Source organism: Actinorugispora endophytica (genome assembly GCF_004363075.1).
Taxonomy (GTDB): Bacteria; Actinomycetota; Actinomycetes; order Streptosporangiales; family Streptosporangiaceae; genus Actinorugispora; species Actinorugispora endophytica.
Window position 1 is genome coordinate 1 of the sequence record NZ_SNYN01000010.1, and the last position, 23,222, is coordinate 23,222.

A 23,222-nucleotide genomic window follows, 5' to 3' on the forward strand; every position below is an offset into this window, starting at 1 on the left:
TGAGGGTTCCGTTGACGGTCGTGGGCTTTCCGCCCTTCCCGACCCCGAAACGGGCAGAAAGCCCACGACCGTCAACAAAACCACCGGTGCCCGAAACACCCTCGCGCCGGAGGTTCCCCAGTGACCGTATCCAGCCAGTGAGGAGTGCCCGGCGTGCCCGAGGCCTTTCTGGAGATGACCGGAGTGCGCAAGCGCTACGGCGGCGTGACCGCGCTGGACGGGGCCGACTTCGCGGCCGAGGCGGGCACCGTGCACGCCGTGCTCGGCCCCAACGGCTCCGGCAAGAGCACCCTGCTCAAGGTGCTCACCGGGGTCGTGGAGCCCGACTCCGGCCAGGTCCGCCTGGCCGGGCGGGCGCTGCGTCCGCGCGGCCCCCGCGACACCGCGGGCGCCGGGATCAGCGCCGTCTACCAGGAGCTGTCCCTGATCGACGACTTCAGCGTCCTGGACAACCTGGTACTGGGGATGGAACCGCGCCGGTGGGGGCTGGTCGACCGGGCCGCGGCCGAACGCCTGGCACTGCCCTGGCTGGAGCGGTTCGCGGGGGCGTTCGGCGGCCGGGTCCCGGCCGCCGAGCGGGTGGCCGGCCTGGACCCCGGTGAGCGCCAGGTCGTGGAGGTCTGCAAGGCGCTGGTGCGCCGCCCCCGGGTGCTGGTGCTGGACGAGGCCACCGCCTCGCTGCACCGGGGCCAGGTCGAGGTCCTGTTCGACGTGGTCCGGGAGTTGCGCGAGGAGGGCGTGCTGGTCCTGTTCATCACGCACCGGCTCGCCGAGATCCTGTCGCTGTGCGACCGCGCCACCGTCATGCGCAACGGCTCGGACGTGCGCACCGTGACGGTCGCCGACGTACCGGAGCGCGAACTGGTGGAGCTCATGGTGGGGGAGATGACCGCCCCGGAGGGCGCGGCGGCCGCCACCCGCACCGACGAGGTCCGCCTGGAGGTGACCGGCCTGTCCGCGGGCCTCCTCCACGACGCCACCTTCCAGGTGCGCGGCGGGGAGGTCCTCGGGCTCGGCGGGCTCCAGGGCCAGGGGCAGTCGCACCTGCTGTCCGCGCTGTTCGGGGCGCGCCGGATCCGTTCCGGCGACGTCGCGGTGGACGGCCGCAGGGTGCGCCCGCGCTCGCCCAAGCAGGCGGTGCGCGCCGGCATGGCCTACGTGCCGGGCGACCGCGGTTCCCAGGGGCTGGCACCGGGCCGCCCGATCCTGGAGAACATCGCGCTGCCCTCGGTGGGGCGGCGCGCCCTGCTGGGGGTGGCGCTGTCGCGGCGGCGCGAGGCCGCCGCCGCGCGGGAGGTGGCCGAGCGCGTCTCCACCCGCTACGGCTCGCTGGACGACCCCGTCTCGACGCTGTCCGGCGGCAACCAGCAGAAGGTCGTGGTCGGCAAGTGGTTCCCCACCCGGCCGCGGGTGGTGCTGATGGACGACCCCGCCAAGGGGATCGACGTGCGCGCCAAGGCCGAGCTGTTCCAGGTGGTGCGCGAGCTGGCCGCGTCGGGGGCGGCCGTGCTGGTCTCGGCCAGCGACGACCGCGAGCTGGTGGAGCTGTGCGACCGCGTCCTGGTGCTGTTCGAGGGCCGCGTCGTGGACGAGGTCGAGGGCTCCCGGCTGACCGAGGAGACCCTGGTCGCCAGCGCCATGCACATCACCGACGCCGACCGCGCCGCCGGGGAGCTGCCGTGAGGCCGGGGCGCGCGGGGCTCGCGGCCCTGACCGGCGCGCGGATGCCGACGGTGGCGACCGCGGTGCTGCTGGTCGCCACCGTCACGGCGGCGGCCCTCATGCAGGGCAACTTCTTCACCCCCTACGGCATGACCGCGAACTTCGCGACGGTGCTGCCGGTGGCCACGGTGGCGGTGGCCCAGACGATCATCGTGGTCTCGGGCGGGATCGACCTGTCCATCGGGACCGTCGTCACGCTCTCCTCGGTGGTGGCGGTGGTGCTGATGGACGGCGACCCGGCCCGGACCCCGTTGGCGTTGGCCGCGGGGCTCGCCACCGGCGCCGCGTGCGGGCTGCTCAACGGCGTGCTCGTGGCGCTGCTGCGGTTGCAGCCGATCGTGGCGACCTTCGCCACCAGTTTCGTGTTCGGCGGCCTGGCGCTGCTGGTGCTGCCCACCCCCGGGGGCGCGGTCGCGCCCGCGATCACCGCCGGGTACCGGCAGGTGGTCGCCTACCTGGTCCCGGTCCCCGCGCTGCTGCTGCTCGCGCTGTGGCTGGCCTGGAGGCTGCTGAAGGCCACCCGGACGGGCCGGTACCTGTACGCGGTGGGCGGCGACCCGGCGGCCGCGTACGCCTCCGCGGTACCGGTCTCCGGGGTGCGGGTCCTCGCCTACACCGCGGGCGGGACGGTGGCCGCGCTGGCCGGGATCGCGCTGCTGGCCAACTCCGGCTCGGGCGACCCCTTCATCGGCAACCAGCTGACGCTCGGCTCGATCGCGGCGCTGGTGATCGGCGGGACCCGGCTGCGCGGCGGCGCGGGCGGGGCCGGCGGGTCCATCGTCGGCGCGGTCATCCTGACCCTGATCCAGAACCTGGTGTTCTTCGCGGGGGTGCCGACCAACGCGCGCGAACTCGTCAACGGCGCGATCATCATCGCCGCCATCGCGCTGGCCGGTCTGCTCGCCACCCGCGGCGACCGCGCCGCCCGGAACGTAGGGAGAACGGTGTGAACCCCCTTGTCGCCTCCTCCCCCGCGCGGGCGCGGCTGCTGAGGGCCGCGCGCGACCCGGTGGTGGTCTCCGGTGCCGCGGCCCTGGCGCTGTGGGTGGTCGCCGCCCTGGTCTCACCCGCGTTCGCGTCGTGGGACCAGATCCTGACCCTTCTCACGCTCGCCTCGTTCCTGGGCGTCATCGCGATCGGGCAGACGCTGGTGATCATCGCGGGCGGGGAGGGCATCGACCTTTCCGTGGGCGCGGTGGCCACCCTGGCCGCCATCGTCGCCTCGCGCCACATGGACGGCTCGAACGAGGACCTGCTCCTGGCGGTGGCGCTGTCACTGGGGACGGCCGCGCTGGTCGGCCTGGTCAACGGTGTGGGCGTGCTGGTCTTCCGGGTGCCGCCGCTGGTGATGACGCTGGGCATGATCGCGGTGGTGTACGGGTTCGTCCGGTTGTACACGGGCGGGCGCCCCGCCGGTTCGGCGGCCCCCGCGCTGCGCGCCCTGGTCACCGGTGACACCGTGGCGGGCGTCCCGGGCGTGCTGTGGCTGTGGCTGGGCCTGTCGGTGCTGGTCGTGTGGCTGCTGCGGCGCACCTCGTTCGGCTGGCGGCTGTACGCGGTGGGGGGCAACCCGACGTCGGCGTACCTGTCGGGGGTGAACACCAAGGCGGTCAAGCTCAGCGCGTACGTGCTGTCATCGGTGTTCGCGGGCGTGGGCGGGCTGCTGCTGCTGGGCTACACCAACACCGTGTTCCTGCGCCTGGCCGACCCGTACATGCTGCCCAGCGTCGCGGCGACCGTGATCGGCGGCACCGCGCTGATCGGCGGCGTGGGCGGCTACGTGGGCACCGTGATCGGCGCGATCCTGCTGACCGTCCTGGACTCGTTCCTGCGTGTTCTGCAGATCGGCGGAGGCGACGCGCCCCGCCAGATCATCTACGGGCTCGTGCTGCTGGTGGTGCTCTCGGCGTACGGGCGGCAACGACGGCTGCGGCAGTAGGCCGCGACCTGACGAATGGAGACGACATGCGTGAACGCCTTGGTGTGGGGATCGTGGGCAGCGGTTTCATCGCGGAGTTCCACACGCGCGCCTTCCGGGGGGTGCGCGACGCCGACGTCACCGCGGTGAGCGGCCGCACCCCCGAGACCGTGCGGCGGGTCTGCGACCTGGCGCGCGAACTGCGGGTGGGCGACCCCACCGGCTACGGGGACGTGCGCGAGATGGTGCGCGACCCGCTGGTGGACGCGGTGTGGGTGACCACGCCCAACCACGTGCGGCTGGAGACCGTGCGGGCGATCGTCGAGGAGGTCTCGTCGGGCCGCGCCGCGCTGCGCGGCATCGCCGTCGAGAAGCCGCTGGGCCGCACCGTGGCCGAGGCCGCCGAGGTGCTCGCCCTGATCGAGGGCGCGGGCCTGGCGCACGGCTACCTGGAGAACCAGGTGTTCGCGCCCGGGGTGACCCGCGCGCACGAGCTGGTGTGGGCGCGGGGCGCGGCCGCGGCGGGCGCGCCGTACCTGGCCCGCTGCGCCGAGGAGCACAGCGGACCGCACCGCGCCTGGTTCTGGCAGGGCGACAAGCAGGGCGGCGGGGTCCTCAACGACATGATGTGCCACAGCGTGGAGGCGGGGCGCTTCCTCCTCACCCCGCCGGGGACGGCCAAGGCCGACTGGCTGACCCCGGTGAGCGTGGACGCCACGATCGCGTGCCTGAAGTGGTCCCGGCCCGCCTACGCGGCCCGCCTCCGGGAGCGCTACGGCCCCGAGGTGGACTACCTGCGCGCGCCGTCGGAGGACTACGCCCGCGCCACCGTCACCTACCGCAACGGCGACGGCGACGAGGTGGTCGTGGAGGGCACGACATCGTGGAGCTACGTCGGCGCGGGGCTGCGGCTCACCTTCGAGCTGCTGGGCCCCGAGTACGCGATGGCGGTGAACTCGCTGGACACCGAGGCCAAGGTGTTCCTGAGCCGGGAGATCTCCGGCACGCCGGGAGAGGACCTGGTGGAGAAGCAGAACGCCGAGGGCGGGCTGATGCCGGTCCTGTCCGACGAGGCGGGCGCCTACGGCTACACCGAGGAGAACCGGCACATGGTGCGCTCCTTCCTGGACGGCACTCCCCCGGTCGAGAGCCTGCACGACGGGCTGGCGGTGACGCGGGTGCTGATGGGCGCCTACCTGTCGGCGCAGGAGGGCCGCCGGGTCGACCTGACCTCGAGCGATCTGGACACCTTCGTCCCCGACGTGGCCGGCGGGAACTGGCGCTCGGGGGTGTGACGGCCGACGGTGCGGAAATACCCGCGGGGATCGCGGGAGAACAATTGTTCACACGTGCTTGAATCCCGTGAAACGCCGCGTAAGCTGGGCGATTGTGCTTACGCTGTTCCATCCCCGCGTGCTTCGGACGCAGCATCGCCGAAGAGAGGTCTCCGTGCCCCAGTTGACCGGGCTCGCGCATATCACCCTGTCGGTGCGCGACCGCGACGACAGTGTCGACTTCTACCGCGACGTCCTTGGTTTCCGCGAGTACCAGACCAAGGACGACTCGCGGTGGCTGCGCACCAACTGCCGCCACCCCAGCGGTCTGCTGCTGTGCATCACCGAGCACGCGGACCACTTCAACGCGCGCTTCGACCACCGGCACGCGGGTGTGGACCACCTCGCCTTCGAGGTCTCCGGCCTGGGCGAACTCGAGGCCTGGGCGGACCGCCTCGACGAGTTCGAGGTGGACCACACTCCGATCGTGCACTGCGAGTCCGGCTCGCTGGTGATGTTCGAGGACCCCGACGGGGTCCAGCTCGAACTGCGCTGCTCCCCCGAACCCGACGCCGACTGACTACTCCACCTCGACGAGGTCGAACCGGATGTCGTGCTCGCGCAGCTCGTGGACGGCGTTCCGGGGGAGCCGGTCGTCGGTGATGATCAGGTCGAACTCCTCCAGGCGGGCGACCCTGAAAGTGCCGAACTTGCCGTACTTGGTGCTGTCCACGGTCAGGACGCTCTTGGAGGCGATCCGCAGCAGCTCCTGCTTCGCCACGACCTTGGCCTCCGACGGGGTGGTCGAGCCGCGCTCGACGTCCCAGGAGCTGCTGGCGACGAACGCGATGTCCACGTTGACCCGGCGCAGGAACTCCGCGGTGAACTGGCCCACCGACGAGTGGTCGGCGTGCGAGACCACGCCGCCGGTGTGGATGAGCTCGATGTTGGGATACTCCATGAGGTGGCCCACCACGTTGAAGTCGTTGGTGACCACGGTCAGCCCGATCTTGTCGGTGAGCATCGGGACCATCTGGAGCGTCGTCGTGCCCGCGTCCAGGTAGATCGTGAAGTTCTCCCGGACGAGCTCGGCCGCGGCCCGCGCGACGGCCCGCTTGGCCGGGACCTCCAGTTGCGCCTTGGCCAGGTAGGACGGCTCGCTCTTGAGCCGCGCGGCCAGTCGCACCCCTCCGGTGACCGAGAGCACCTTGCCCTCGTTCTCCAGTGCCTGGATGTCCCTTCGCACCGTCATATGGGAGACGGACAGCATCGACGTGAGCTCGTTGATGCTGAGAACGTGACGCTCCTGCAGGAGTTTGAGGATGTGCTCGCGACGCTGGTCGGGGATCATCTTTGGCCTTCGCGATCGGTCGTCTTCGTGCGCGCGGGCGGCTGCGGTCCGCGCGCTTCCTTCCCAAGCAGTTTCCCAGTTCACCGGAGCTGACGCGTTCCGCCCCCGCCACGGCCTCCGTTCCCGGGACCCCGATCTGGCCTTTTTCGGGTTTTTTGCGATGCCGCGTGCGCTCCGGCTCGGTTTTTGGCACTCTGGTCAGCAGGACTCCACGGTTCGCGGACGACCCCGTCACGGCTCGGAGGAGGTGTGTCGGGACGGCCGCGTTCGACGCGGGCGCGCGGCCCCGCCCCGCCCACCGCGCGGTCACCCGGTCCTGGCGGTGGCCCACCGCCGAACCCCGTTCGGTGAAGGAGGAAGGCGCCCCCCGCTCCGGCGTGACCGCCGGAGCCTCCGCGCCGGAAACCACATGACACTGGCGATCGCGCACCGGGGCGACCCCGTGCGTTTCCGGGAGAACACCCTGCCCGCCCTCCGAGCGGCCGTGCTGGCCCGAACGGACCTGGTGGCGATAGACGTCCGGCTGACCAGGGACGGGTACGTGGTCCTGGTGCACGACGAGGCCCTGGAGCGCCTCTGGGGCTCGCCCCGGCCGGTGCCGGAGTCGACCCTGGCCGACCTCGCGGCTCTGGGCGACGGCGCGGACCGGCGCATCCCCACCCTCATGGAGGCGCTGGCCGAGTTCACCCGGCCGTCGTTCCCCCCACTGGTGCTGGACGTGCCCTCGGTGGAGGTCGCGCTGGCCGCCGACAACGCGGTGGCCGACCACGGCATGCACGACCGGGTCATGTACAGCGGGTCGCCCGACGCGCTGCGCACGCTGCGGGCCCGCAGGCCGCACGCCCGGCTGATGCTGACCTGGAGCCGGCAGGAACCGCCCCCGCCGGTCCTGTGGCAGGCCGTCCGGCCGAACTTCCTGCACGTCTACTGGCCGCTGGTCGACCGGGAGCTGGTGGGCGCGGCGCACCGCAACGGCTGCGCGGTGTCGGCGTGGACGGTGAACGACACCCCGGAGATGGCCCGCCTCATCGACATGGGCGCGGACGCGATCCTCACCGGCCGGATCGCGGACCTGGTGGCGCTGACCGACCGCCGCTGAACCGGGGCGGGGCCCGGAACGGCGAAGTGAATTGAATTCAGTCGTGAATTACCGCCGCCCCGCCCCCGCGCCGAAAGTACGGATCCTCCGAATTCGGCCCCCGGTGACCACTTTCCGGCCGATCCCGTCCGAGAACGGCGCTATCCTCGAAACCGGTTCGCAACCGAGACCACCACAGCCCCCCACATCGGTCTTTTTCCGTTCACTAATCGCGCAAAATGTCCCGGAACGCGCGCTCCCCCCACGCAGCGCGGGCTAGAGATGATCATGACGGCCGATCTGTCACCGAAGAACACGCTCCTTACCGAACGCGCCCTCACCTCCGCGGTTCGGCTTTTCGCCGAGCACGGCCTCGACAGCGTCAGTATGTACGCGATCGCTTTCGACGCGGATATCGATCCCGTAGATTTCCGCCGAGCCTTTCCCACAAAACTGGATCTTATCTACGAGATCACAGTGCATTGCACACGGTCCCTCGTTTCGCGGGAAACTTCCGCCGCGGCGGCGGAACGGTCACCGCTGGAGCAGATGCGCGGACTCATCCGGCGGCACATCGAGTTCAGTTGGGAGCACCGCACCGAATTGGAGCTCCGCCGCGCCCTGATGCCCACGCTGCGCGCGATCTACCCGGCGCGCCATCGCGAACTCTCCGGCGTGCTGCGCGCCTACCGGGACCGGGTGCAGGGGATCATCGAGCGGGGACGCGAACTCGGCCAGTTCGCCCGGCCCGGCCCCTCGGAGGAACCGGCGTCCGCGGCGACCGTGCTGCAGACCCTGGAGTCCATCCTCAACTGGTACGACCCGGACGCGGACCTGACCCTGGCGCAGCTCAGCGACGTCTACGTGGACCTGATCATCCACCACCTCCTGGACGCCCCCCGCGACTAGGGAAGCCCCGGCGCGGGGGTGGTTGGGGCTCTGTCGGGTCGGGGTCCGCTCGGGGCCTGTCACGGCGGGCGGGGCCCCGGGCTGCGGGAAGGTGTCCGTTTCTTGGTGCTCTCTCCGGTGATCTTGACCTTTCCGGGGTCTCAACCGTCTCTGAGACCCCGAAAAGGTCAAGATCACCGGAGGCAGAGCCCGAAACACCCCCGCGGCGGGATTCAGGCGCGAGGCACTAACGGAAGACCGTCTCGGCGTCCCTGGTGAAGTGGGCCACCTTCTCCGGCGGCAGGGTCAGGGCGCCGTCCGCGGCGCGGCCGGAGGGCCCGTTCCGACTGGTGAAGCAGGAGATCGCGTTGGCCTTGGCGCGGCGGGCCTCCTCGGGCAGGACGATGCGGTGCAGCCGGTCCCACGGCACCCGGGGGTCGCCCGGGGCGGCCCAGTGCCACATCCAGACCGGGTAGCTCAGCAGCGAGGCGCCCGCCGCCTCGGCCGCCACCCGCGCGGCCGCGGCGACGGCCTCGTGGTCGGGGTGCCGGTCGCCTTCCCAGGGGGCGAGGCACAGGTCGAACCCCCCGCAGACCCTGACGAGGAGGTCCTCCAGCTCCTCCGCCCGGTCCCGGACCTCGCCTCCGACCATGCCCAACCGGACGGTCTCCGCCTCGTCCGCCTCCAGGGTGCGCAGCGCCTGGTACTCCTCGGCCAGGCGCCACTGCGCCGAGCGGGTCGCCGCGGGCCCCGGCCTGGGCGAGTCCTCGTCGCTCACCGCGACGACGCGCAGGCGCGCCCCCACCTCGGCCAGCATGGCGATGACCCCGCCGACGGCCAGGACCTCGTCCCCCGGATGCGGTGCGATGACGACCGCGCTGGTGACCCCGGCCAGGTGCAGTGCGGGGAACTCCCTCAGGGCGGGCCAACCGCGCCAGGCCGCCTCAGAGGTTCCCGGCTCGTCCATGGGGTGCGGGTATTTCTCCGCCAACCGCGTTCCACGCATGGTGTGCTCCCTCCTCGCCGACCGGCGCTCCCACTGGTGGGTTTCACATGCCCAGAAGGCCCCACTGCATGCGCGGGCCCCGTCCGGAGTGGCGCCCCGGGGCGTGCCGGGGGCAGGCTGGGGCGATGACCGACACGCCGCACCGACCCGCTTTCCCGCCCGCTCCCGTGTGGATCGTCTCCGGCGCTCCCGGCGCCGGAAAATCCACGGCCGCCGCCCTGCTGCTGCGGCGTCTGCGTCCGGTTCCCGCGCTCCTGGACAAGGACACCCTCTACAGCGGGTTCGTCGCGTCCGTGCTGAACGCGCACGGCCGCCCCCACGGGGAGCGCGAGGGCGCCTGGTACGACGAGCACGTGAAACCGCACGAGTACGGCGGCCTGACCGCGGCCGCCCGGCAGATCCGCGCGGCGGGCTGCCCGGTGCTGCTGGACGCGCCCTTCACCCAGCAGATCCGCGATCCCGGCCGGTGGCGCGCCTGGGTCCGCGAACTCGGCGGCGACCCGGTCCACCTGGTGTGGGTGCGCAGCGACGCCGCCGCCCTGCGCCATCGCCTGGCCGGCCGGGGCCGCGCACGCGACTCGGGGAAACTCGCCGACTTCGACGCGTTCGTCGCGCGCGTCCGCCCCGGCGATCCGCCCCCCGCCCCGCACGCCGAACTGGACAACACCCGGGGCGCGCCGCCGCTCGCCGACCAGGTGGACGCGCTGCTGCGCACAACCGGGTAGGGACCGGCCGGGCACCGGTGCGCCGGGGGCGGTCGCCTCCCACGCGAAACCGCCAGAGCTCAGCGGACCGCCAGGGCGGTCTCGGGCTGTTCCCCCGGGAGCGGGGCGTACATCTCCCGGGTGCTGTCGGACGGGGGGCGCTGCCCGCCCTGCTGGGAGAGGTAGACCGCCACTCCCGCGGCGACCAGCACCCCCACCAGGGCCAGGACGCCCAGGAACAGGAGCACGCCGCTGCTCCCACCGGGCCGCGCCGCCGGGGGCCGGTCCCCGGGCTTCCTGTTCTGGTCGGGGCTGTGCGGGACGGGCCGCGGATACGTGCCGGGAACACCCGGGGGAAAGCCCCCCGAACCTTCCGGGGGAAGACTCCGCGGCCCCGTGGGCGGAAAGGTGCCCGGACCTCCAGGGGGAAGACCCTGCGGCCCCGTGGGCGGAAAGGTGCCCGGACCTCCAGGGGGAAGACCCTGCGGCCCCGTCGGCGGGAAGGTGTTCGGGCCCGTGCGGGGGTGCGGTGCGGCCGTCGGCATCCGCACCGGCGGGGGCCCGGCCGGGGCCGGGGGCCGGATCCCCGCCGCGGCGACGGCCCCCGCCTGCAGGGTGGGCATGGGCAGTTCGGTGACCTTGGGAACCGGCCCCGCCCCCGCTCCGGCGGGGGCGTCGGGGGCGAGAGGCCCGCTACTGCTGAGCACGGTCAACAGCACCTCGGCGGAGCTGGGGCGCGCCTTGGCGTCCTTGGCCAGGCAGCGTTCGACGATGGAGCGCAGGGGCCCGGCGAGCGCGCCCAGTTCGGGCGGCATGCTGGTGAGCCGGTGGATGACACCGGGCAGCGAGTCCTGTCCGAAGGGGGCCGAGGCGGTCGCGGCGAAGACCATGGTCGAGCCCCAGGCGAAGACGTCCGCGGCGGGACCGAGCGCGTCGCCCGAGATCTGCTCGGGGGCCATGAAGGAGGGGGTTCCCACGATGCTGCTGGTCTGGGTGCTCGCGTCCAGGGCACGGGCGATCCCGAAGTCGATGACGCGGGGCCCGTCCGGTCCGAGCAGCACGTTGCCCGGTTTGAAGTCCCGGTGCACGATCCCGGCGCGGTGGATGGCGGCCAGCGCCGTGATGGTGCCCACCGCCAGGCGCTCCAGCCGGGAGCCGGTCAGCGGCCCCTCGTCCCGGACGACCCCGTGCAGGGAGGGGCCGTCGATGAACTCGCTGACCACGTAGGGCGGGTCGCCCGTGACGTCGGCGTCCAGCACCTGCGCGGTGCAGAAGCGCGCCACCCGGCGGGCGGTGTCGACCTCCTTGGCCAGTTGCGCGCGCCGCGCCGCGTCGTTCACCAGGTCCCGGTGCAGGAGCTTGACCGCCACCTGGTCGCCGCCGGGGCCGGTGCCGAGGTAGACGACGCCCTGCCCGCCCCTCCCCAGCCTCGCGGTGAGCTCGTAGCCGCCCACACGCCGTGGGTCGCCGTCACGCAACGGTGCGGTCGCGCTCATCGGTACTCAGTCCTCCGGTCCTCGTCGTCGCGTGCGCCTCGCACGCCGGGTGTCCCTGGCCTCCGCGCCGCGCGGGGCCGCCCGTCCGGGACAGCCCGCAGAGCACACTCTCGCGCCGCGCCGCGCCCCGGGCGAGCGTCGCGGTACCCAGGTCCTGTTGAGTATGTTCCATCCGAACCACCGGAGTTCCGGTATACCGAGGAAAACCCGGCCACTCCGCCATCGGCCACATCGCCGTCAAAACTGGGGAAACCATCAGCGATAGGGATAGACCGATCGGGGATGCCGACGATTACCATCGTTCACATGACGCCACCCCTGCGTACCGAACGGCTGATCATCCGCGACTGGAGCTCCACCGACTCAGAGGAGGCCTACGCGGTCTACGGCTCACCCGAGGTGTCCCGCTGGCTCACCCCCTCGATGCGCACCGTCGGCGACGCGGCGGCGATGCGTTCGGTGCTGGAGGCGTGGGTGGAGGCACAGCCCAACCTGATCCCTCCCGCCGGCCGGTGGGCGGTGGTGCGGCAGGAGGACGACGCGGTCATCGGCGGCCTGTCGCTGCGACTGCTCCCGCCGTTCGAGGAGGACTTCGAGCTGAACTGGCAGCTGCGCCCCGACACCTGGGGCAACGGCTACGCCACGGAGGCGAGCAAGGCGCTCATCCGGTGGGCGTTCGACCAGGGCCTGGAGGAGATGTTCGCGGTGGCGCGGCCGAACAACCACCGCGCCATCGCCACGGCGCGCAGGCTCGGCATGGAGTGGGTCGGAGAGACGGACAAGTACTACGACCTGCGCCTTCAGGTCTTCCGGTGCCGCCCCTCCGACCTGTGACCGGGCGCACGGCGGCGGGCCCCGAGCGCCTTCGGGACGACCCCCGGCCGTTGGGCCGCACCCGCGCCGCCCCCTGAGAAGACGGATTGATAGGTTAGGCTTGCCTAGCCAAATCCACCGATCTCTCAGGGAGTCGCGCCGTGCCCGCCCGCCCCCTCGCCCGCGCCGCCATCGTCGAAGTGAGCCGGGTCGCCCGTGTCACCCCGAACACGGCCCGCGTCACCTTCACCGGCCCCGGTGTCAAGGGCCTCCCCCAGCGCGGCTACGACCACTGGTTCCGGTTCTTCCTGCCCCGCCGGGACCAGGTCGAGCCGCTGCTCCCCCCGACCGAGGACTGGTGGACCGAGGTGCGGGCGATGCCCGAGGACGTGCGCCCGGTGGTGCGCAACTACACGATCCGGCGGCACCGCGCCGACTCGGAGGAGATCGACGTGGACTTCGTCCTGCACGGCGACACCGGACCGGCGTCGAGCTGGGCGGGCCGCGTCCGGCCGGGCGACCGCGCGGGGCTGCTCGACCAGGGCGTCACGTTCGACCCCTCGGCGAGCGGGGGCCGCCCGTCGCTCATCGCCGGCGACGAGACCGCGCTGCCCGCCATCGCCGGGATCGTCGGCACCATGGGCGACCGGGACCGCGCGCTGGTCTACATCGAGGTGCCCGAAGCCTCCGAGGAGCAGCCGCTGCACGCCCCTCCGGGCGTGGAGGTGCGCTGGGTGCACCGCGACACCGCCCCCGAGGGCGGCCTGCTGTCCGTGATCCGCGCCGCCGACCTGCCCGAGGACCTGGGCCAGGCCTGGCTGGCCGGGGAGTCCTCACTGGTCACGGGGGTGCGGCGGCACCTGGTCAACGACCGGGGCGTGGCCAGGCAGGACATCTCCTTCTCCGGCTACTGGCGCCGCGGCAGAAGCGTCGACGACGCCGCCTGACCCGGAGCACCAGGACTCTCCGCTCTTCTCGCCGATCGCGGCCTCTCCGGGGTCTCGGAGGTGGTTGGGACCCCGGAAAGGTCACGATCGGCGGGGGGACCGCCCGGGGAGCCGGGACAGGAGTTCGCGCTCGTCGATGATGTCGATGCGCTGCCCCTTGGCGATGTAGGCCTCGGCCTGGCGGTGCTTGGCGGTCTTGGGACCGCCGCTGGAGCCCGTGACCAGGACGTCGGTCTTCTTCGTGACGTTCTTGGCGGGGGTCCCGCCCGCCTCGGCCACGCGCTTCCACGCCTCGATCTTGGACATGGCGCCCAGGTCGCCGCTGACGCAGACGGTCCGTCCGAACAGCGGACCGCCGGGATCCGCCGCGGTGTTCGGCTCGGGCAGCGGCTCGCGGGCGGCGTCCTGCCAGTCCTGGAACCTCGACCGCGCGGGCGGGCCCGCGCGGACCGGGACCGCCGCCGGGACGGCGACGGGAGCGAGCGCGGCGGGCAGCGCCTCGGTGCGCAGCAGCGGGCGGCGGGTCCTGGAGCACAGCTCCGGCAGTGTCGCCACGCCGTGCGCGTCGAGCGCGGCGATCATGATGTGCGCGGCCGCCTCGGCGTCGGCGTCGGCCGCGTGGTGCCGCAGCAGCGGGTGGCCGATCCTCCCGCACACCGTGGGCAGCCGGTGGTCACCCAGGTCGGGCCAGGTCCGACGCGCGGTGTACAGGGAGCACGCGTAGTCGACGGCGGGCCACTCCAGCCCGGTGTGGGCGCAGGCCGCCCGCATGACGCCCATGTCGAAGGCCGCGTTGTGGGCGACGAAGGGACCGCCGGCGGCGAACTCCAGGATCGTCCCGCACACCTCGGGCCATTCGGGGGCGTCGGCGACGTGCCCGGGCGCGATCCCGTGGAACTCGATGTTGAACCGGGAGAAGTGGTCGACCGGCTTGGGCGGTTTGACCAGGGTCGCGTACCGGTCGACGATCCGGCCGTCCTCGACCCGCACCAGTCCCACCGAGCAGGCGCTGCCCCGGTCGCGGTTGGCGGTCTCGAAGTCGATGGCGGTCCAGACGTCGCCCATCGTCGCCTCCTCTGCCCGGTCGTCGGCGTCCGAATGCCGAGGATACCGCCGGGACCGGCGCCCCGAACGCCGTTTCGGGCGGAAACAGCCGGGGAGCCGAAGCGCCGGGCCGTCCGTCCGAGGAGCGCCCCGACCAGCGCCGACCCCCTTGACTTTCCGCTATACCGTGGTTACGTTCCGATCCCGGAAAACTGTCCTAACAGTTGCGTTCCCCCGAAAGGCGCCGCCGCGGCGGCGTCCCCCCGCGCGGGAGCGCCCCCGGCGCCTGCTTCGACAACCCCTCTGGAGACAACGATGGCGCAGTCCCCCGCCTCCCCGCCCACCTCCCCCCTCCGGACCAGAACCGGGGCGGCCGCCGCCCTCGCGGTCGCCGCCCTCCTCGCACTCGTCGTGTCCCTGCTGTCCGTGCAGGGAACCGCGCACGCGGCCGGCGTCACGGCCACCGTCACCAAGAACTCCGTCTGGGACACCGGGTACACCGCGGCGGTCACGATCAGCAACACCACGTCGAGCACCGTCGACGGGTGGACGGTCACCCTCGACCTGCCCTCCGGGACGACCGTCTCCAGCCACTGGGACGCCCGGCGCAGCGGCAGCGGCGGCTCGTACACCTTCACCGGCGCCGGCTGGAACGACAGCATCGCCCCGGGCGGCTCCGTGTCCTTCGGCTTCGTGGCCGGCGGCACCGGCGACCCCACCGGCTGCACGGTCAACGGGGCCCCCTGCTCGGGCGGCTCCGACCCGGACCCCGACCCCGACCCCGGCACGGGCGAGACCCCCGTCGAGGAGCACGGCCGCGTCCACGTCTGCGGCACCACGCTCTGCGACGAGAGCGGGGCCCCCGTCCAGCTGCGCGGCATGAGCACGCACGGCATCCAGTGGTACGACGGCTGCCTGACCGACGGCTCGCTGGACGCGCTGGCCGACGACTGGATGGCGGATGTCATCCGGCTGTCGATGTACATCCAGGAGGACGGCTACGAGACGGACCCGCGCGGCTTCACCGACCGGATGCACCAGCTGATCGACGAGGCCACCGAACGCGGCATGTACGTGATCGTGGACTGGCACATGCTGACGCCGGGCGACCCCCACTACAACACCGAGCGCGCCAAGACGTTCTTCGCCGAGATCGCCGACCGGCACGCCGGCAAGACCAACGTGCTCTACGAGATCGCCAACGAGCCCAACGGCGACGACGTGGACTGGAGCTCCATCAAGAGCTACGCCGAGGAGGTCATCCCGGTGATCCGGTCCCGGGACGCCGACTCGGTCGTCCTCGTCGGCACCCCCGGCTGGTCCTCCCTGGGCGTCTCCCAGGGCAATGGCCCCGACGAGATCATCGGCAACCCCGTCGACGCCGACAACATCATGTACACCTTCCACTTCTACGCGGCCACGCACCGGGACCAGTACCTGGACGCGTTGGACACCGCCGTCCAGCGGATCCCTGTCTTCGTCACCGAGTTCGGGACCGAGACCGCCAGCGGCGACGGCGGGCACGACTTCGCGATGGCCGAGCGGTACCTGGACCTGATGGAGCGCGAGAACATCAGCTGGACCAAGTGGAACTACTCCGACGACTTCCGCTCCGGCGCGGCCTTCACCCCGGGCACCTGCGCCGCGGGCGGGCCGTGGAACGGCTCGTCCCTGAAGGAGTCGGGGACCTGGGCCCGCGACCAGATCCGGGCGGGGTCGTCGGCCTGACCCCGCGGCCCGGCGGCGGGCGCACGCGCGAGGGAGCGGCCCGCGGGTTCCACCCGCGGGCCGCTCCCGTGTCCTCGCCGGTCCCGGCGCGGCCGGGGTCAGCCGGTGGCGCAGGCGGGCTCCAGCGAACCGGGCGCGCCGCCCGAGCCGATGAAGCCGAACGTGGTGGACGCCCCGGCGGCCAGGCCGCCGTTGTAGGACACGTTCGAGGCGGTGACGTCCGAACCGCCGGAGACGTCGGCGTTCCAGGCCTGGCTGACGCTCTGGCCGCCGTCGAACGACCAGGTGACCGTCCAGTCGGTGATGGCCGCGTCTCCCGCGGTCACCGTGACCTCGCCCTGGAAGCCGTTCTGCCAGCTGCCCACGGTGCTGTAGGAGGCCGTGCAGTCCGCGCCCGGGTCGGGGTCGGGGTCGGGGTCCGGGTCGGGATCGGGGTCCGGGTTCCCCCCGCCGCCGAAGACCATGGCCTCCTCGGCGGTGTCGGAGATGCCGTTGGCGCCGTAGAAGATACGCTGCCCCCACGCGGTCAGGTTGTCCGCGTCGAAGCCGCCGGCCATGTCCAGGTACTCGACCCCGCCGCCGTTGCCGCTCCAGGACCAGCCGATGTAGCCCAGGCCCCGCCTCTCGGCCTCGGCCATGATGGTGTCCTCGTCGGGGTTCCCGTCGGAGTGGTCGTGCCCGAACTCGCCGACGACCAGCGGCAGCCCGGCGTTCTGGAAGGCGTCCATGTAGCCGGTGATGGTGGACGCCTGGGCGTACACGCCGTACATGTGGACGGAGAAGACGGTGTTGCCGGTCGGGTCGCTGGCGTAGACCTCCGGGGCGTTGTCGCGCATGGTGTGCGACCAGTCCTGGCCCCAGTTGGGCGCGTCCACCACGAGGGTGTGGTCGAAGCCCGCCCCGCGCAGCCGCCTGATGGCCGCGGAGGTGTCCGGGGCCCAGTCGGCGACGGTGGCGGAGTCGTTGCCGTAGGGCTCGTTCCCGATGTTGACCAGGATGTAGTCCTCCTGGCCCTCCAGCACGCTCTGGATCTCCAGCCAGTAGTCGACCGCGTCGTCCAGCGGGACCGCGGCGCCCGCCTCGCCGTAACCGGTGGTGTCGTGCACCTCCAGCATGCAGATGAGGCGGTTCGCCTTGCACAGGGAGACGACGTCGGCGACGTCGGACGCGCTGTTCTCGGTCCACTGGCCGCCGTTGCTCAGGACCACGCGCACGGTGTTGGCGCCGTGCGACTTGATCCCCTCGAACGAGTCGGTCTCCTGGACGTACCAGGTGTGCGCGTGGCTGACGCCGCGAATGACGAATTCCTGGCCGTTGGCCTCGTAGAGGCGGCCGTTCTCGACGTGCAGACCGGTGTCGGCGTGCGCGGGTTGCGCGAATACGAAGGTGGCGGCGAGAAGCGTGATGACCGACGCTCCCGCGGCCGCGAGACGTTTTCTCATGACCTTCCTTGCGAAGAGAACCCTGAATAGGGAAAGGGGCGGATACGGACGGGTATACGCGGCCCCGCTACAGGTTCCCTCCTGAGGCGCCGTCGCCACCATAGACCGGGTGACGCAGTTCACACAACCGGTTCAGTGAATTTCGGCGGGGCGATCCCGAGAACATGTGGAAGGCGTTTGACTCCGATCCGTCGGACCATCCGATAATCGCCCCCGAATACCGCCGGGAGCCGGAACACCCCCGGTTCGCGCGTTCCGCGACGGCGCTTTCCACCCGTTCGGGACCGGTCTCCGATTCGGGCCCCGTTCCGGGCGGTTTCGCGCGACGATGGACGTGCCGGGGTCCCGAGCGGGCCGACCGGCCCGGTGGGCGCGGACAGGAGGCGGGTGATCGGGTGAGCGGTATACCAGACGAGGTCGCGACCGAGCGTCAGTGGCAGACGCAGCGGGCGGCCCAGCGCTTCGAGGAGACCGAGGCCGGGCGGGCGCGGACCCGCGAGGCGCAGCAGCGGACCGGATACGCCGTCCACGACACGTTCGACCAGGTGCGGGCCCGCGGCGAGCGGCTCATCGAACTCAGGGAGGCGCCCGTCGAGGCGGTCATGGACGTGGCCCTGCTGGGCGTGGCCGACCGCCAGGCGGTGTACGAGCGGATCATCGGCGCCTCCAACGACCTGCAGTCGGTCAGCTTCCTCGCGCGCGGCCTGCGCGCGGCCGCCCCGGTGGCCCGGATCGTGCTGGCCGAGAACGGCCGCGAGCTCCCCTACGGGACGGGCTTCCTGGTCTCGCCCGAACTGCTGCTGACCAACCACCACGTGCTCGGCGACGCGGACCTCGCGCGGCGGGTCCTGGTCGAGTTCGGCGCCGAGGTCGACATCGACCACCGCCCCCGCCCCACGGTGCGCCACCGGCTCGACCCCGCCGCGTTCTTCGTCGCCGACCGGGAGCTCGACTTCGCCCTCGTGCGGGTCCTGCCCGGCGGGGACGGCAGGCCGCCGGGCACCGTGTTCGGCTGGAACCCGCTGCTGCGGACCCAGGGCAAGGTCGTCACCGGCGAGTCGGTGAACATCGTCGGCCACCCGATGGGGCGGCTCAAGGAGATCACGGTCCGCGGCAACCGGGTCGACCAGCAGACCGAGGACTTCCTGCAGTACTCCGCCGACACCGAGCGGGGCAGCTCCGGCTCCCCCGTCTTCAACGACCAGTGGGAGGTCGTGGCGCTGCACCACTCGGCCGTGCCCCGGCGCGACGCCCGGGGGCGGCGGCTCCGCGTCGACGGAACGCCCGCCCGCCACGGGGACCCCGACTCGGCGCTCGCGTGGGTCGGCAACGAGGGCACCCGCGTCAGCTCGATCCTGGGGTTCCTGTCCACCCTGGAGTTCACCGCCGCCCAGCGGGGCCTCCTGGCGGGGATGGGCCCGGGGGCCGTGGCGGCCCCGCCCGACGCCTCCGGGCCGCTCCGGCTGCGCGAGCGGTCCCCGCGCACCCGGGGCGCCAGCCTGCCCGGGGCCGACACGGACGGCGTCCGGCTGGTCTTCGTGCACGGCCGCGGCCAGCAGGGCCTCGCCCCCGCTCAGCTGCGCGACGCGTGGACGGCGGGGCTCAACACGGGCCTGAACGCCGCCGGCCTGCCCGGGGTGCGCTCGGCGGCGGTGTGGTTCCCCTACTACGGCGACCTGCTGGCCGAGCGGACCGGCGTCGGCGAGGCGCGGGGCGGCGCGGCCGACGCGCCGGCCCCGCGCCAGGACGAGCCGCGCGCGGTCTACGAGTCGATGCTGGCCCAGGCGGCGCTGCGGTCCGGAATGCCAGCCGAGCTGATGGCGGCCGGTCCGGCCGGGTCCGCCGAGGAGGCCGGGCTCCTGGGCGCGGCCTCCTCCGCCGTGGTGAGCCGGCTCCAGCGGCAGCTGAGCTGGGTGGCGGCGCGCAGCGGCCTGGACGAGGCCCTGATCGCCCTGCTCATCCGGGACGTGGCCGGGTACCTGGGCCGCGCGTCGGTGCGCGGGGCGGTCCTGGACGCGGTGGCCGCCGGGTTCCCCGAGAGCGGCGAGGTCGTCGTGGTCGCGCACAGCCTCGGCACGGTCGTGGCCATGGACCTGCTCGCCCGGGCCCGCCCCGACGTGACGGTCCCGCTGCTGGTCACCGCGGGCAGCCCGCTCGGCCTGGACGCGGTCCACGACCGGGTGCTGCACCGGCCGCCCGGAGCGCCCGACAGCGTCGGCTCCTGGCTGAACGCCTGGTCCCCGGCGGACGCCGTGGCCATCGGCTGCCCCTTGGCCCCGGTCTGGGGCGCCGGCCTCACCGAGGTCGTGACCGCCAACTCGCACCGCCGCCCGCACGACATCGAGGAGTACCTGCGCCACCCCGAGGTCGCCCTCCGGATCGCCGGAGCCCTGCGGCCCGGCGGCTGACGTCCGCTTGTCACCGCCCCGCCCTAGATTGACCGGTGTTCGGGAGACCCGCGCCGAGAAGGCGGGGCGGGCCCCCGTTTGTCGAAGGGCGGATCCGTGGCGCAGCAGACGGTCGGGCAGACCACCTACCTGGAACTCTCGCAGGAGGACGGCGGCGCCCACAAGTTCTACGAGGTGGTGGTCGACGGGACCGAGGTCGCCATCCGGTACGGGCGGATCGGCGAGACCGGGCAGTCCCGCACCGCCACCTACGCCACCGTGGAGAAGGCGCGGGCCGCGGCCGCCAAGAAGATCGGCGAGAAGGTCCGCAAGGGCTACGAGCCCGCGGTGCGCGGCCAGCGGCAGCGGCGCCCCGTCACCCGGCGGTCCATCGTCAGCACCCGCTCCACCGCGCGGCAGGCGCCGACCCTGTGGCGGTTCGCCTCGGGCGGCCCCGCGTTCGGGATCTTCGTGGACGAGGAGCGCTGCTGGGTCGGCAACGAGCGCGGCGACGTGTACACGCTGACGCACGACGGCACGGTGACCGCGCGCTACGGGCTGCCCGACGGGGTCAAGTGCATCGTCGCCGACGACTTCTGGATCTACGCCGGATGCGACGACGGCAAGGTCTACGACCTCGGCGCGAAGATCCCGCACGTGGCGTACGAGATCGCCAACGACGTGGACATCTACTGGCTGGACATCCACGACGGCGTGCTGGGCGTGTCCGACGCCCAGGGCGGTGTCACCAGCATCGACCACGAGGACGAGTTCCAGTGGTCGCGCGGCAGCGGCGGGCGCTCCGGCTGGATGGTGCGCTGCGACTCCGACTCCGTCTACCACGGCCACTCCGGCGGCGTGACCAAGTACGACACCCGCTCGGGCGACCAGGTGTGGCACACCCCGACCAACGGGTCGGTGCTGTTCGGCTGGCAGGAGGGCGACGAGGTGTTCGCCGGCACCGGGCGCAGCCGGGTGGACCGGATCGGCAAGGACGGCACGCTGCGCTCCTCCTACCGGTGCGACAGCTCGGTGTTCTCGTGCGCGACCTCCCGCGACGGCCGGTACGTGTTCGCCGGCGACAGCCACTCGTCGATCTACTGCTTCGCCCGCGACGGCGAGCGGCTGTGGAAGCTCGGCACCGGCTGCGGGTCGGCGTACTCGATGCAGTTCCTCGACGACCGCCTCTACATCGTCACCACCGACGGTTCGCTGGCCTGCATCGACGCCAGCGAGGCCGCGGTGCGCGCCGCCGAGCAGGGGTCCGTCCCCGAGCCCGTCGACGTCAAGGCCCCGCGCATCGAGGCGGTCACGCCCTCGACCGAGCTGGAGGTCGTGGCCGCCTCCGCCGCCGACAGCGGCGGCGTGGTCGTGGAGTGCGTCCAGGACGGCGGCCGCCTGCGCGTGCGGGTGGTCTCCCCCGGCTTCGACCCCGCCTGGCGGGTGCAGTTCCCCAAGGACATCCGCCGCCCGGGCACCCGCTACCTGGTCGAAGAGGTCCTCACCTCGGGCGGCGGCGGCTTCTACCGCGCCCGTGGAGAGATCCGGCGGTTGGGCTAGCCGTGGCGGTCCCTCCGCCGATCGTGGCCTCTCCGGGGACTCGGGGTCGAGACCCCGGAGAGGCCACGATCGGCGGGAGGTCAGCCGACGTAGCGGCGGGCGCGGGAGCGGCGCTGGGGCCCGGCCAGCAGCCGCAGGCCCCGTTCGACCTCGGCGGGGACCGGCCTGCGTTCGCGCAGCACCCAGGGCAGGCCGGCGACGGCCGCGGCCAGGGCGCGGGCGCTGGAGGCGTCGCGCGGGACCGCGCGCAGGACCGCGCCGGTGCGCAGCAGCGCCCCGGTCGGGGACCGCCGCAGCCACGCGGTCCACAGCGTGTTGCGGATGCCCAGGCGGCGGCGCGCCCGGCTGTCCCGGTTCGGGGAGGCGGCGTGGTGCGAGACCATGTCCTCGATCCAGCACATCCACCACCCGGCCGCGGCCAGGTCCAGGGAGAGCAGCTCCTCCTCCCCGCCCAGCCACAGCCTCGTCGAGAACCCGCCCACCTGCTCGAACGCGCTCACCCGGAACACCGAGGCGCCCGCCAGCACGCTGAGCAGGGCCGGACCCGGAAGCCACGGCGGCCCCGGCACCGGCGAGTCGCGCAGCTCCGGTGTCAGGGGGTCCTCCCGACCGCCCGGTTCGACCAGGACGCGCGCGGTCAGGGAGCCGATCCGCGGGAACTCGTCGAGCAGGTCCGCCGCGCGCTCCAGCGAGCCGGGCGCCCACCAGCAGTCGTCGTCGCAGAACGCCACGTACGGGGTGTCGAGCGCCTCCACCCCGATGTTGCGCCCCACCGCGCCGAGGTTGGCGGGCGCGCGGACGAGGAGCACCTCGGGGTGGACCGCGCGCACGGCGTCCGCGGTGCCGTCGGTGGAGGCGTTGTCCACGACCACGATCGGCGGCGATTCGGGCAGCCTGCGGAGCATGCGCAGGGTGCGCAGGATCTCCCGGCGGCGCTCGTGGGTGATGAGCACGACGCCGACGCGCGGTTGCGGGTTCACGACGCCTCCAGTACGCGCATGTCGCGTTCCACCGACGCGGGGAGCCGGTGCCGGGCCGCGATCGCCCGGGGGAGTCCGCGCAGCACGTCGAGCAGGGCCCCGCGCGCCGGGGCGCTCGTCGCCGCCCGGCGGGCCAGGCGCGCGGTCTCGGCCAGCGCCCGGCCGAGGGGGCGGCGCAGCCACACGGTCAGGACGGCGTTGCGCATCTCCAGGCGGCGCCGCCACGAGGCGGGCGGGCGCTGCTCGGAGGGATGGTGGTGCGCGCGCACCTCGGGCAGGTGGCACGGCTGCCACCCGGCCGCGGCCAGGTCCTGGGCGAGCAGGCTCTCCTCCCCCGCGAAGAACAGCATCGGGTTGAACCCGCCGACCTGCTCGAACGCCGCGACGCGCACGACCGCCCCGCAGGCCATGAACCCCAGGACCCGGGGGCCGGGCAGACCGGGGACGGTGCCCAGGCCCCGGGCGAGCAACGCGTTGATCGGGTCGGGGCGCTCGTCGTCGCCCACGTGGACCGAGGCCGCGACGAGCCCGAGCCGGGGATGGGCGTCGAAGGCGTCGGCGGCGCGCTCCAGCGCGTCCGGCGCCCACCAGGAGTCATCGTCGCTGAAGGCGACGTAGGGCGTCTCCGCCAGGGCCGCCCCGATGTTGCGCGCGGCGCTCCCGGCGTTGCGGTCCAGTGCGACGAGCGCGACCCCGGGGAACAGCGCGCGGACCGAGTCCGCGGTGCCGTCGGTGGAGCCGTTGTCCACGACCACGACCGGCGGCGGGGGACGCGCCCCGGCCAGGTTCCGCAGGGTGCGGTGCAGCTCGTCCCGGCGGTTGCGGGTGGCGATCACCACGGTCACGCGCGCGTCGGTCGCCGGTTCCTGCTCCATTCGGGTCCT

20 protein-coding genes are annotated in these 23,222 nt (G+C 73.1%); 13 read left to right on the top strand and 7 right to left on the bottom strand.

What is annotated here, in order from left to right; translation table 11 throughout:
* Positions 1-153: 153 nt before the first annotated feature.
* The 5 genes from EV190_RS13680 (at position 154) to EV190_RS13700 (ending at position 5,494) form a co-directional block, all read left to right on the top strand.
* Positions 154-1,683, top strand: a complete 1,530-nt coding sequence (locus EV190_RS13680) for a sugar ABC transporter ATP-binding protein (RefSeq protein ID WP_243742565.1) — start codon at positions 154-156, stop codon at positions 1,681-1,683.
* On the top strand, positions 1,680-2,672 hold the full coding sequence (locus tag EV190_RS13685; RefSeq protein WP_243742566.1) for an ABC transporter permease: 993 nt from the start codon (positions 1,680-1,682) through the stop codon (positions 2,670-2,672). The genes EV190_RS13680 and EV190_RS13685 overlap by 4 nt, the downstream gene beginning before the upstream one ends.
* Positions 2,669-3,661, top strand: coding sequence for an ABC transporter permease (locus tag EV190_RS13690; protein ID WP_133741945.1), 993 nt, complete (start codon positions 2,669-2,671; stop codon positions 3,659-3,661). Before EV190_RS13685 ends, EV190_RS13690 begins: the two co-directional genes overlap by 4 nt.
* Before the next feature lie 26 nt (positions 3,662-3,687).
* Positions 3,688-4,935, top strand: coding sequence for a Gfo/Idh/MocA family protein (locus EV190_RS13695; RefSeq protein ID WP_133741946.1), 1,248 nt, complete (start codon positions 3,688-3,690; stop codon positions 4,933-4,935).
* Positions 4,936-5,089: 154 nt separating this feature from the next.
* Complete coding sequence (locus EV190_RS13700) at positions 5,090-5,494, top strand: VOC family protein (RefSeq protein WP_133741947.1); 405 nt, start codon at positions 5,090-5,092, stop codon at positions 5,492-5,494.
* Here EV190_RS13700 and EV190_RS13705 read toward each other — a convergent pair whose 3' ends face one another.
* Positions 5,495-6,265, bottom strand: coding sequence for a DeoR/GlpR family DNA-binding transcription regulator (locus EV190_RS13705; RefSeq protein ID WP_133741948.1), 771 nt, complete (start codon positions 6,263-6,265; stop codon positions 5,495-5,497).
* 409 nt (positions 6,266-6,674) lie between these two features.
* Between EV190_RS13705 and EV190_RS13710 the strand changes: the two genes are divergently transcribed.
* A complete protein-coding gene (locus tag EV190_RS13710) occupies positions 6,675-7,364 on the top strand; it encodes a glycerophosphodiester phosphodiesterase (protein WP_133741949.1) in 690 nt (229 codons plus the stop codon).
* Positions 7,365-7,730: 366 nt separating this feature from the next.
* A complete protein-coding gene (locus EV190_RS24330) occupies positions 7,731-8,252 on the top strand; it encodes a TetR/AcrR family transcriptional regulator (RefSeq protein WP_341770554.1) in 522 nt (173 codons plus the stop codon).
* 226 nt (positions 8,253-8,478) lie between these two features.
* On the opposite strand, the gene EV190_RS13720 is transcribed toward EV190_RS24330, so the two are convergent.
* The gene (locus EV190_RS13720) at positions 8,479-9,198 is read right to left on the bottom strand and encodes a PIG-L deacetylase family protein (RefSeq protein WP_166655458.1); all 720 of its coding nucleotides are present in this window, start codon (positions 9,196-9,198) and stop codon (positions 8,479-8,481) included.
* A 164-nt stretch (positions 9,199-9,362) separates the two neighbouring features.
* On the opposite strand from EV190_RS13720, the gene EV190_RS13725 reads away from it, so the two are divergent.
* On the top strand, positions 9,363-9,962 hold the full coding sequence (locus EV190_RS13725; protein ID WP_243742567.1) for an AAA family ATPase: 600 nt from the start codon (positions 9,363-9,365) through the stop codon (positions 9,960-9,962).
* A gap of 59 nt (positions 9,963-10,021) precedes the next feature.
* On the opposite strand, the gene EV190_RS24335 is transcribed toward EV190_RS13725, so the two are convergent.
* Positions 10,022-11,437 carry a serine/threonine-protein kinase gene (locus tag EV190_RS24335; RefSeq protein WP_133741953.1) on the bottom strand — a complete coding sequence of 472 codons (1,416 nt, stop codon included), beginning with the start codon at positions 11,435-11,437 and terminating at the stop codon, positions 10,022-10,024.
* 306 nt (positions 11,438-11,743) lie between these two features.
* Between EV190_RS24335 and EV190_RS13735 the strand changes: the two genes are divergently transcribed.
* Positions 11,744-12,271, top strand: a complete 528-nt coding sequence (locus EV190_RS13735; protein ID WP_133741954.1) for a GNAT family N-acetyltransferase — start codon at positions 11,744-11,746, stop codon at positions 12,269-12,271.
* 140 nt (positions 12,272-12,411) lie between these two features.
* On the top strand, positions 12,412-13,197 hold the full coding sequence (locus EV190_RS13740; RefSeq protein ID WP_133741955.1) for a siderophore-interacting protein: 786 nt from the start codon (positions 12,412-12,414) through the stop codon (positions 13,195-13,197).
* A gap of 81 nt (positions 13,198-13,278) precedes the next feature.
* On the opposite strand, the gene EV190_RS13745 is transcribed toward EV190_RS13740, so the two are convergent.
* Positions 13,279-14,262, bottom strand: a complete 984-nt coding sequence (locus EV190_RS13745) for an exonuclease domain-containing protein (protein ID WP_133741956.1) — start codon at positions 14,260-14,262, stop codon at positions 13,279-13,281.
* 294 nt (positions 14,263-14,556) lie between these two features.
* Here EV190_RS13745 and EV190_RS13750 point away from each other — a divergent pair, with 294 nt between their 5' ends.
* Positions 14,557-15,969 carry a cellulase family glycosylhydrolase gene (locus EV190_RS13750; protein WP_133741957.1) on the top strand — a complete coding sequence of 471 codons (1,413 nt, stop codon included), beginning with the start codon at positions 14,557-14,559 and terminating at the stop codon, positions 15,967-15,969.
* 98 nt (positions 15,970-16,067) lie between these two features.
* Here EV190_RS13750 and EV190_RS13755 read toward each other — a convergent pair whose 3' ends face one another.
* Positions 16,068-17,411 (bottom strand): cellulase family glycosylhydrolase, encoded by a 1,344-nt coding sequence (locus tag EV190_RS13755; protein WP_133741958.1) that lies wholly within the window; start codon positions 17,409-17,411, stop codon positions 16,068-16,070.
* Positions 17,412-17,806: 395 nt separating this feature from the next.
* Here EV190_RS13755 and EV190_RS13760 point away from each other — a divergent pair, with 395 nt between their 5' ends.
* Complete coding sequence (locus tag EV190_RS13760) at positions 17,807-19,819, top strand: trypsin-like peptidase domain-containing protein (RefSeq protein WP_243742568.1); 2,013 nt, start codon at positions 17,807-17,809, stop codon at positions 19,817-19,819.
* A gap of 96 nt (positions 19,820-19,915) precedes the next feature.
* Positions 19,916-21,358, top strand: a complete 1,443-nt coding sequence (locus EV190_RS13765) for a WGR domain-containing protein (protein WP_133741960.1) — start codon at positions 19,916-19,918, stop codon at positions 21,356-21,358.
* Positions 21,359-21,438: 80 nt separating this feature from the next.
* Here EV190_RS13765 and EV190_RS13770 read toward each other — a convergent pair whose 3' ends face one another.
* Together EV190_RS13770 and EV190_RS13775 are read right to left on the bottom strand one after the other, a co-directional pair.
* Positions 21,439-22,338: a glycosyltransferase family 2 protein gene (locus tag EV190_RS13770; protein WP_133741961.1), complete on the bottom strand. Its 900-nt coding sequence runs from the start codon at positions 22,336-22,338 to the stop codon at positions 21,439-21,441.
* A complete protein-coding gene (locus tag EV190_RS13775) occupies positions 22,335-23,213 on the bottom strand; it encodes a glycosyltransferase family 2 protein (RefSeq protein WP_133741962.1) in 879 nt (292 codons plus the stop codon). The genes EV190_RS13770 and EV190_RS13775 overlap by 4 nt, the downstream gene beginning before the upstream one ends.
* Positions 23,214-23,222: the final 9 nt, after the last annotated feature.

Coding starts and splice junctions, on each gene's coding strand:
- EV190_RS13695 (WP_133741946.1), top strand. CDS start 3,688: ATGCGTGAACGCCTTGGTGTGGGGATCGTGGGCAGCGGTTTCATCGCG.
- EV190_RS13705 (WP_133741948.1), bottom strand. CDS start 6,265: ATGATCCCCGACCAGCGTCGCGAGCACATCCTCAAACTCCTGCAGGAG.
- EV190_RS13710 (WP_133741949.1), top strand. CDS start 6,675: ATGACACTGGCGATCGCGCACCGGGGCGACCCCGTGCGTTTCCGGGAG.
- EV190_RS24330 (WP_341770554.1), top strand. CDS start 7,731: ATGTACGCGATCGCTTTCGACGCGGATATCGATCCCGTAGATTTCCGC.
- EV190_RS13720 (WP_166655458.1), bottom strand. CDS start 9,198: ATGGACGAGCCGGGAACCTCTGAGGCGGCCTGGCGCGGTTGGCCCGCC.
- EV190_RS13725 (WP_243742567.1), top strand. CDS start 9,363: ATGACCGACACGCCGCACCGACCCGCTTTCCCGCCCGCTCCCGTGTGG.
- EV190_RS24335 (WP_133741953.1), bottom strand. CDS start 11,437: ATGAGCGCGACCGCACCGTTGCGTGACGGCGACCCACGGCGTGTGGGC.
- EV190_RS13735 (WP_133741954.1), top strand. CDS start 11,744: ATGACGCCACCCCTGCGTACCGAACGGCTGATCATCCGCGACTGGAGC.
- EV190_RS13745 (WP_133741956.1), bottom strand. CDS start 14,262: ATGGGCGACGTCTGGACCGCCATCGACTTCGAGACCGCCAACCGCGAC.
- EV190_RS13750 (WP_133741957.1), top strand. CDS start 14,557: ATGGCGCAGTCCCCCGCCTCCCCGCCCACCTCCCCCCTCCGGACCAGA.
- EV190_RS13755 (WP_133741958.1), bottom strand. CDS start 17,411: ATGAGAAAACGTCTCGCGGCCGCGGGAGCGTCGGTCATCACGCTTCTC.
- EV190_RS13775 (WP_133741962.1), bottom strand. CDS start 23,213: ATGGAGCAGGAACCGGCGACCGACGCGCGCGTGACCGTGGTGATCGCC.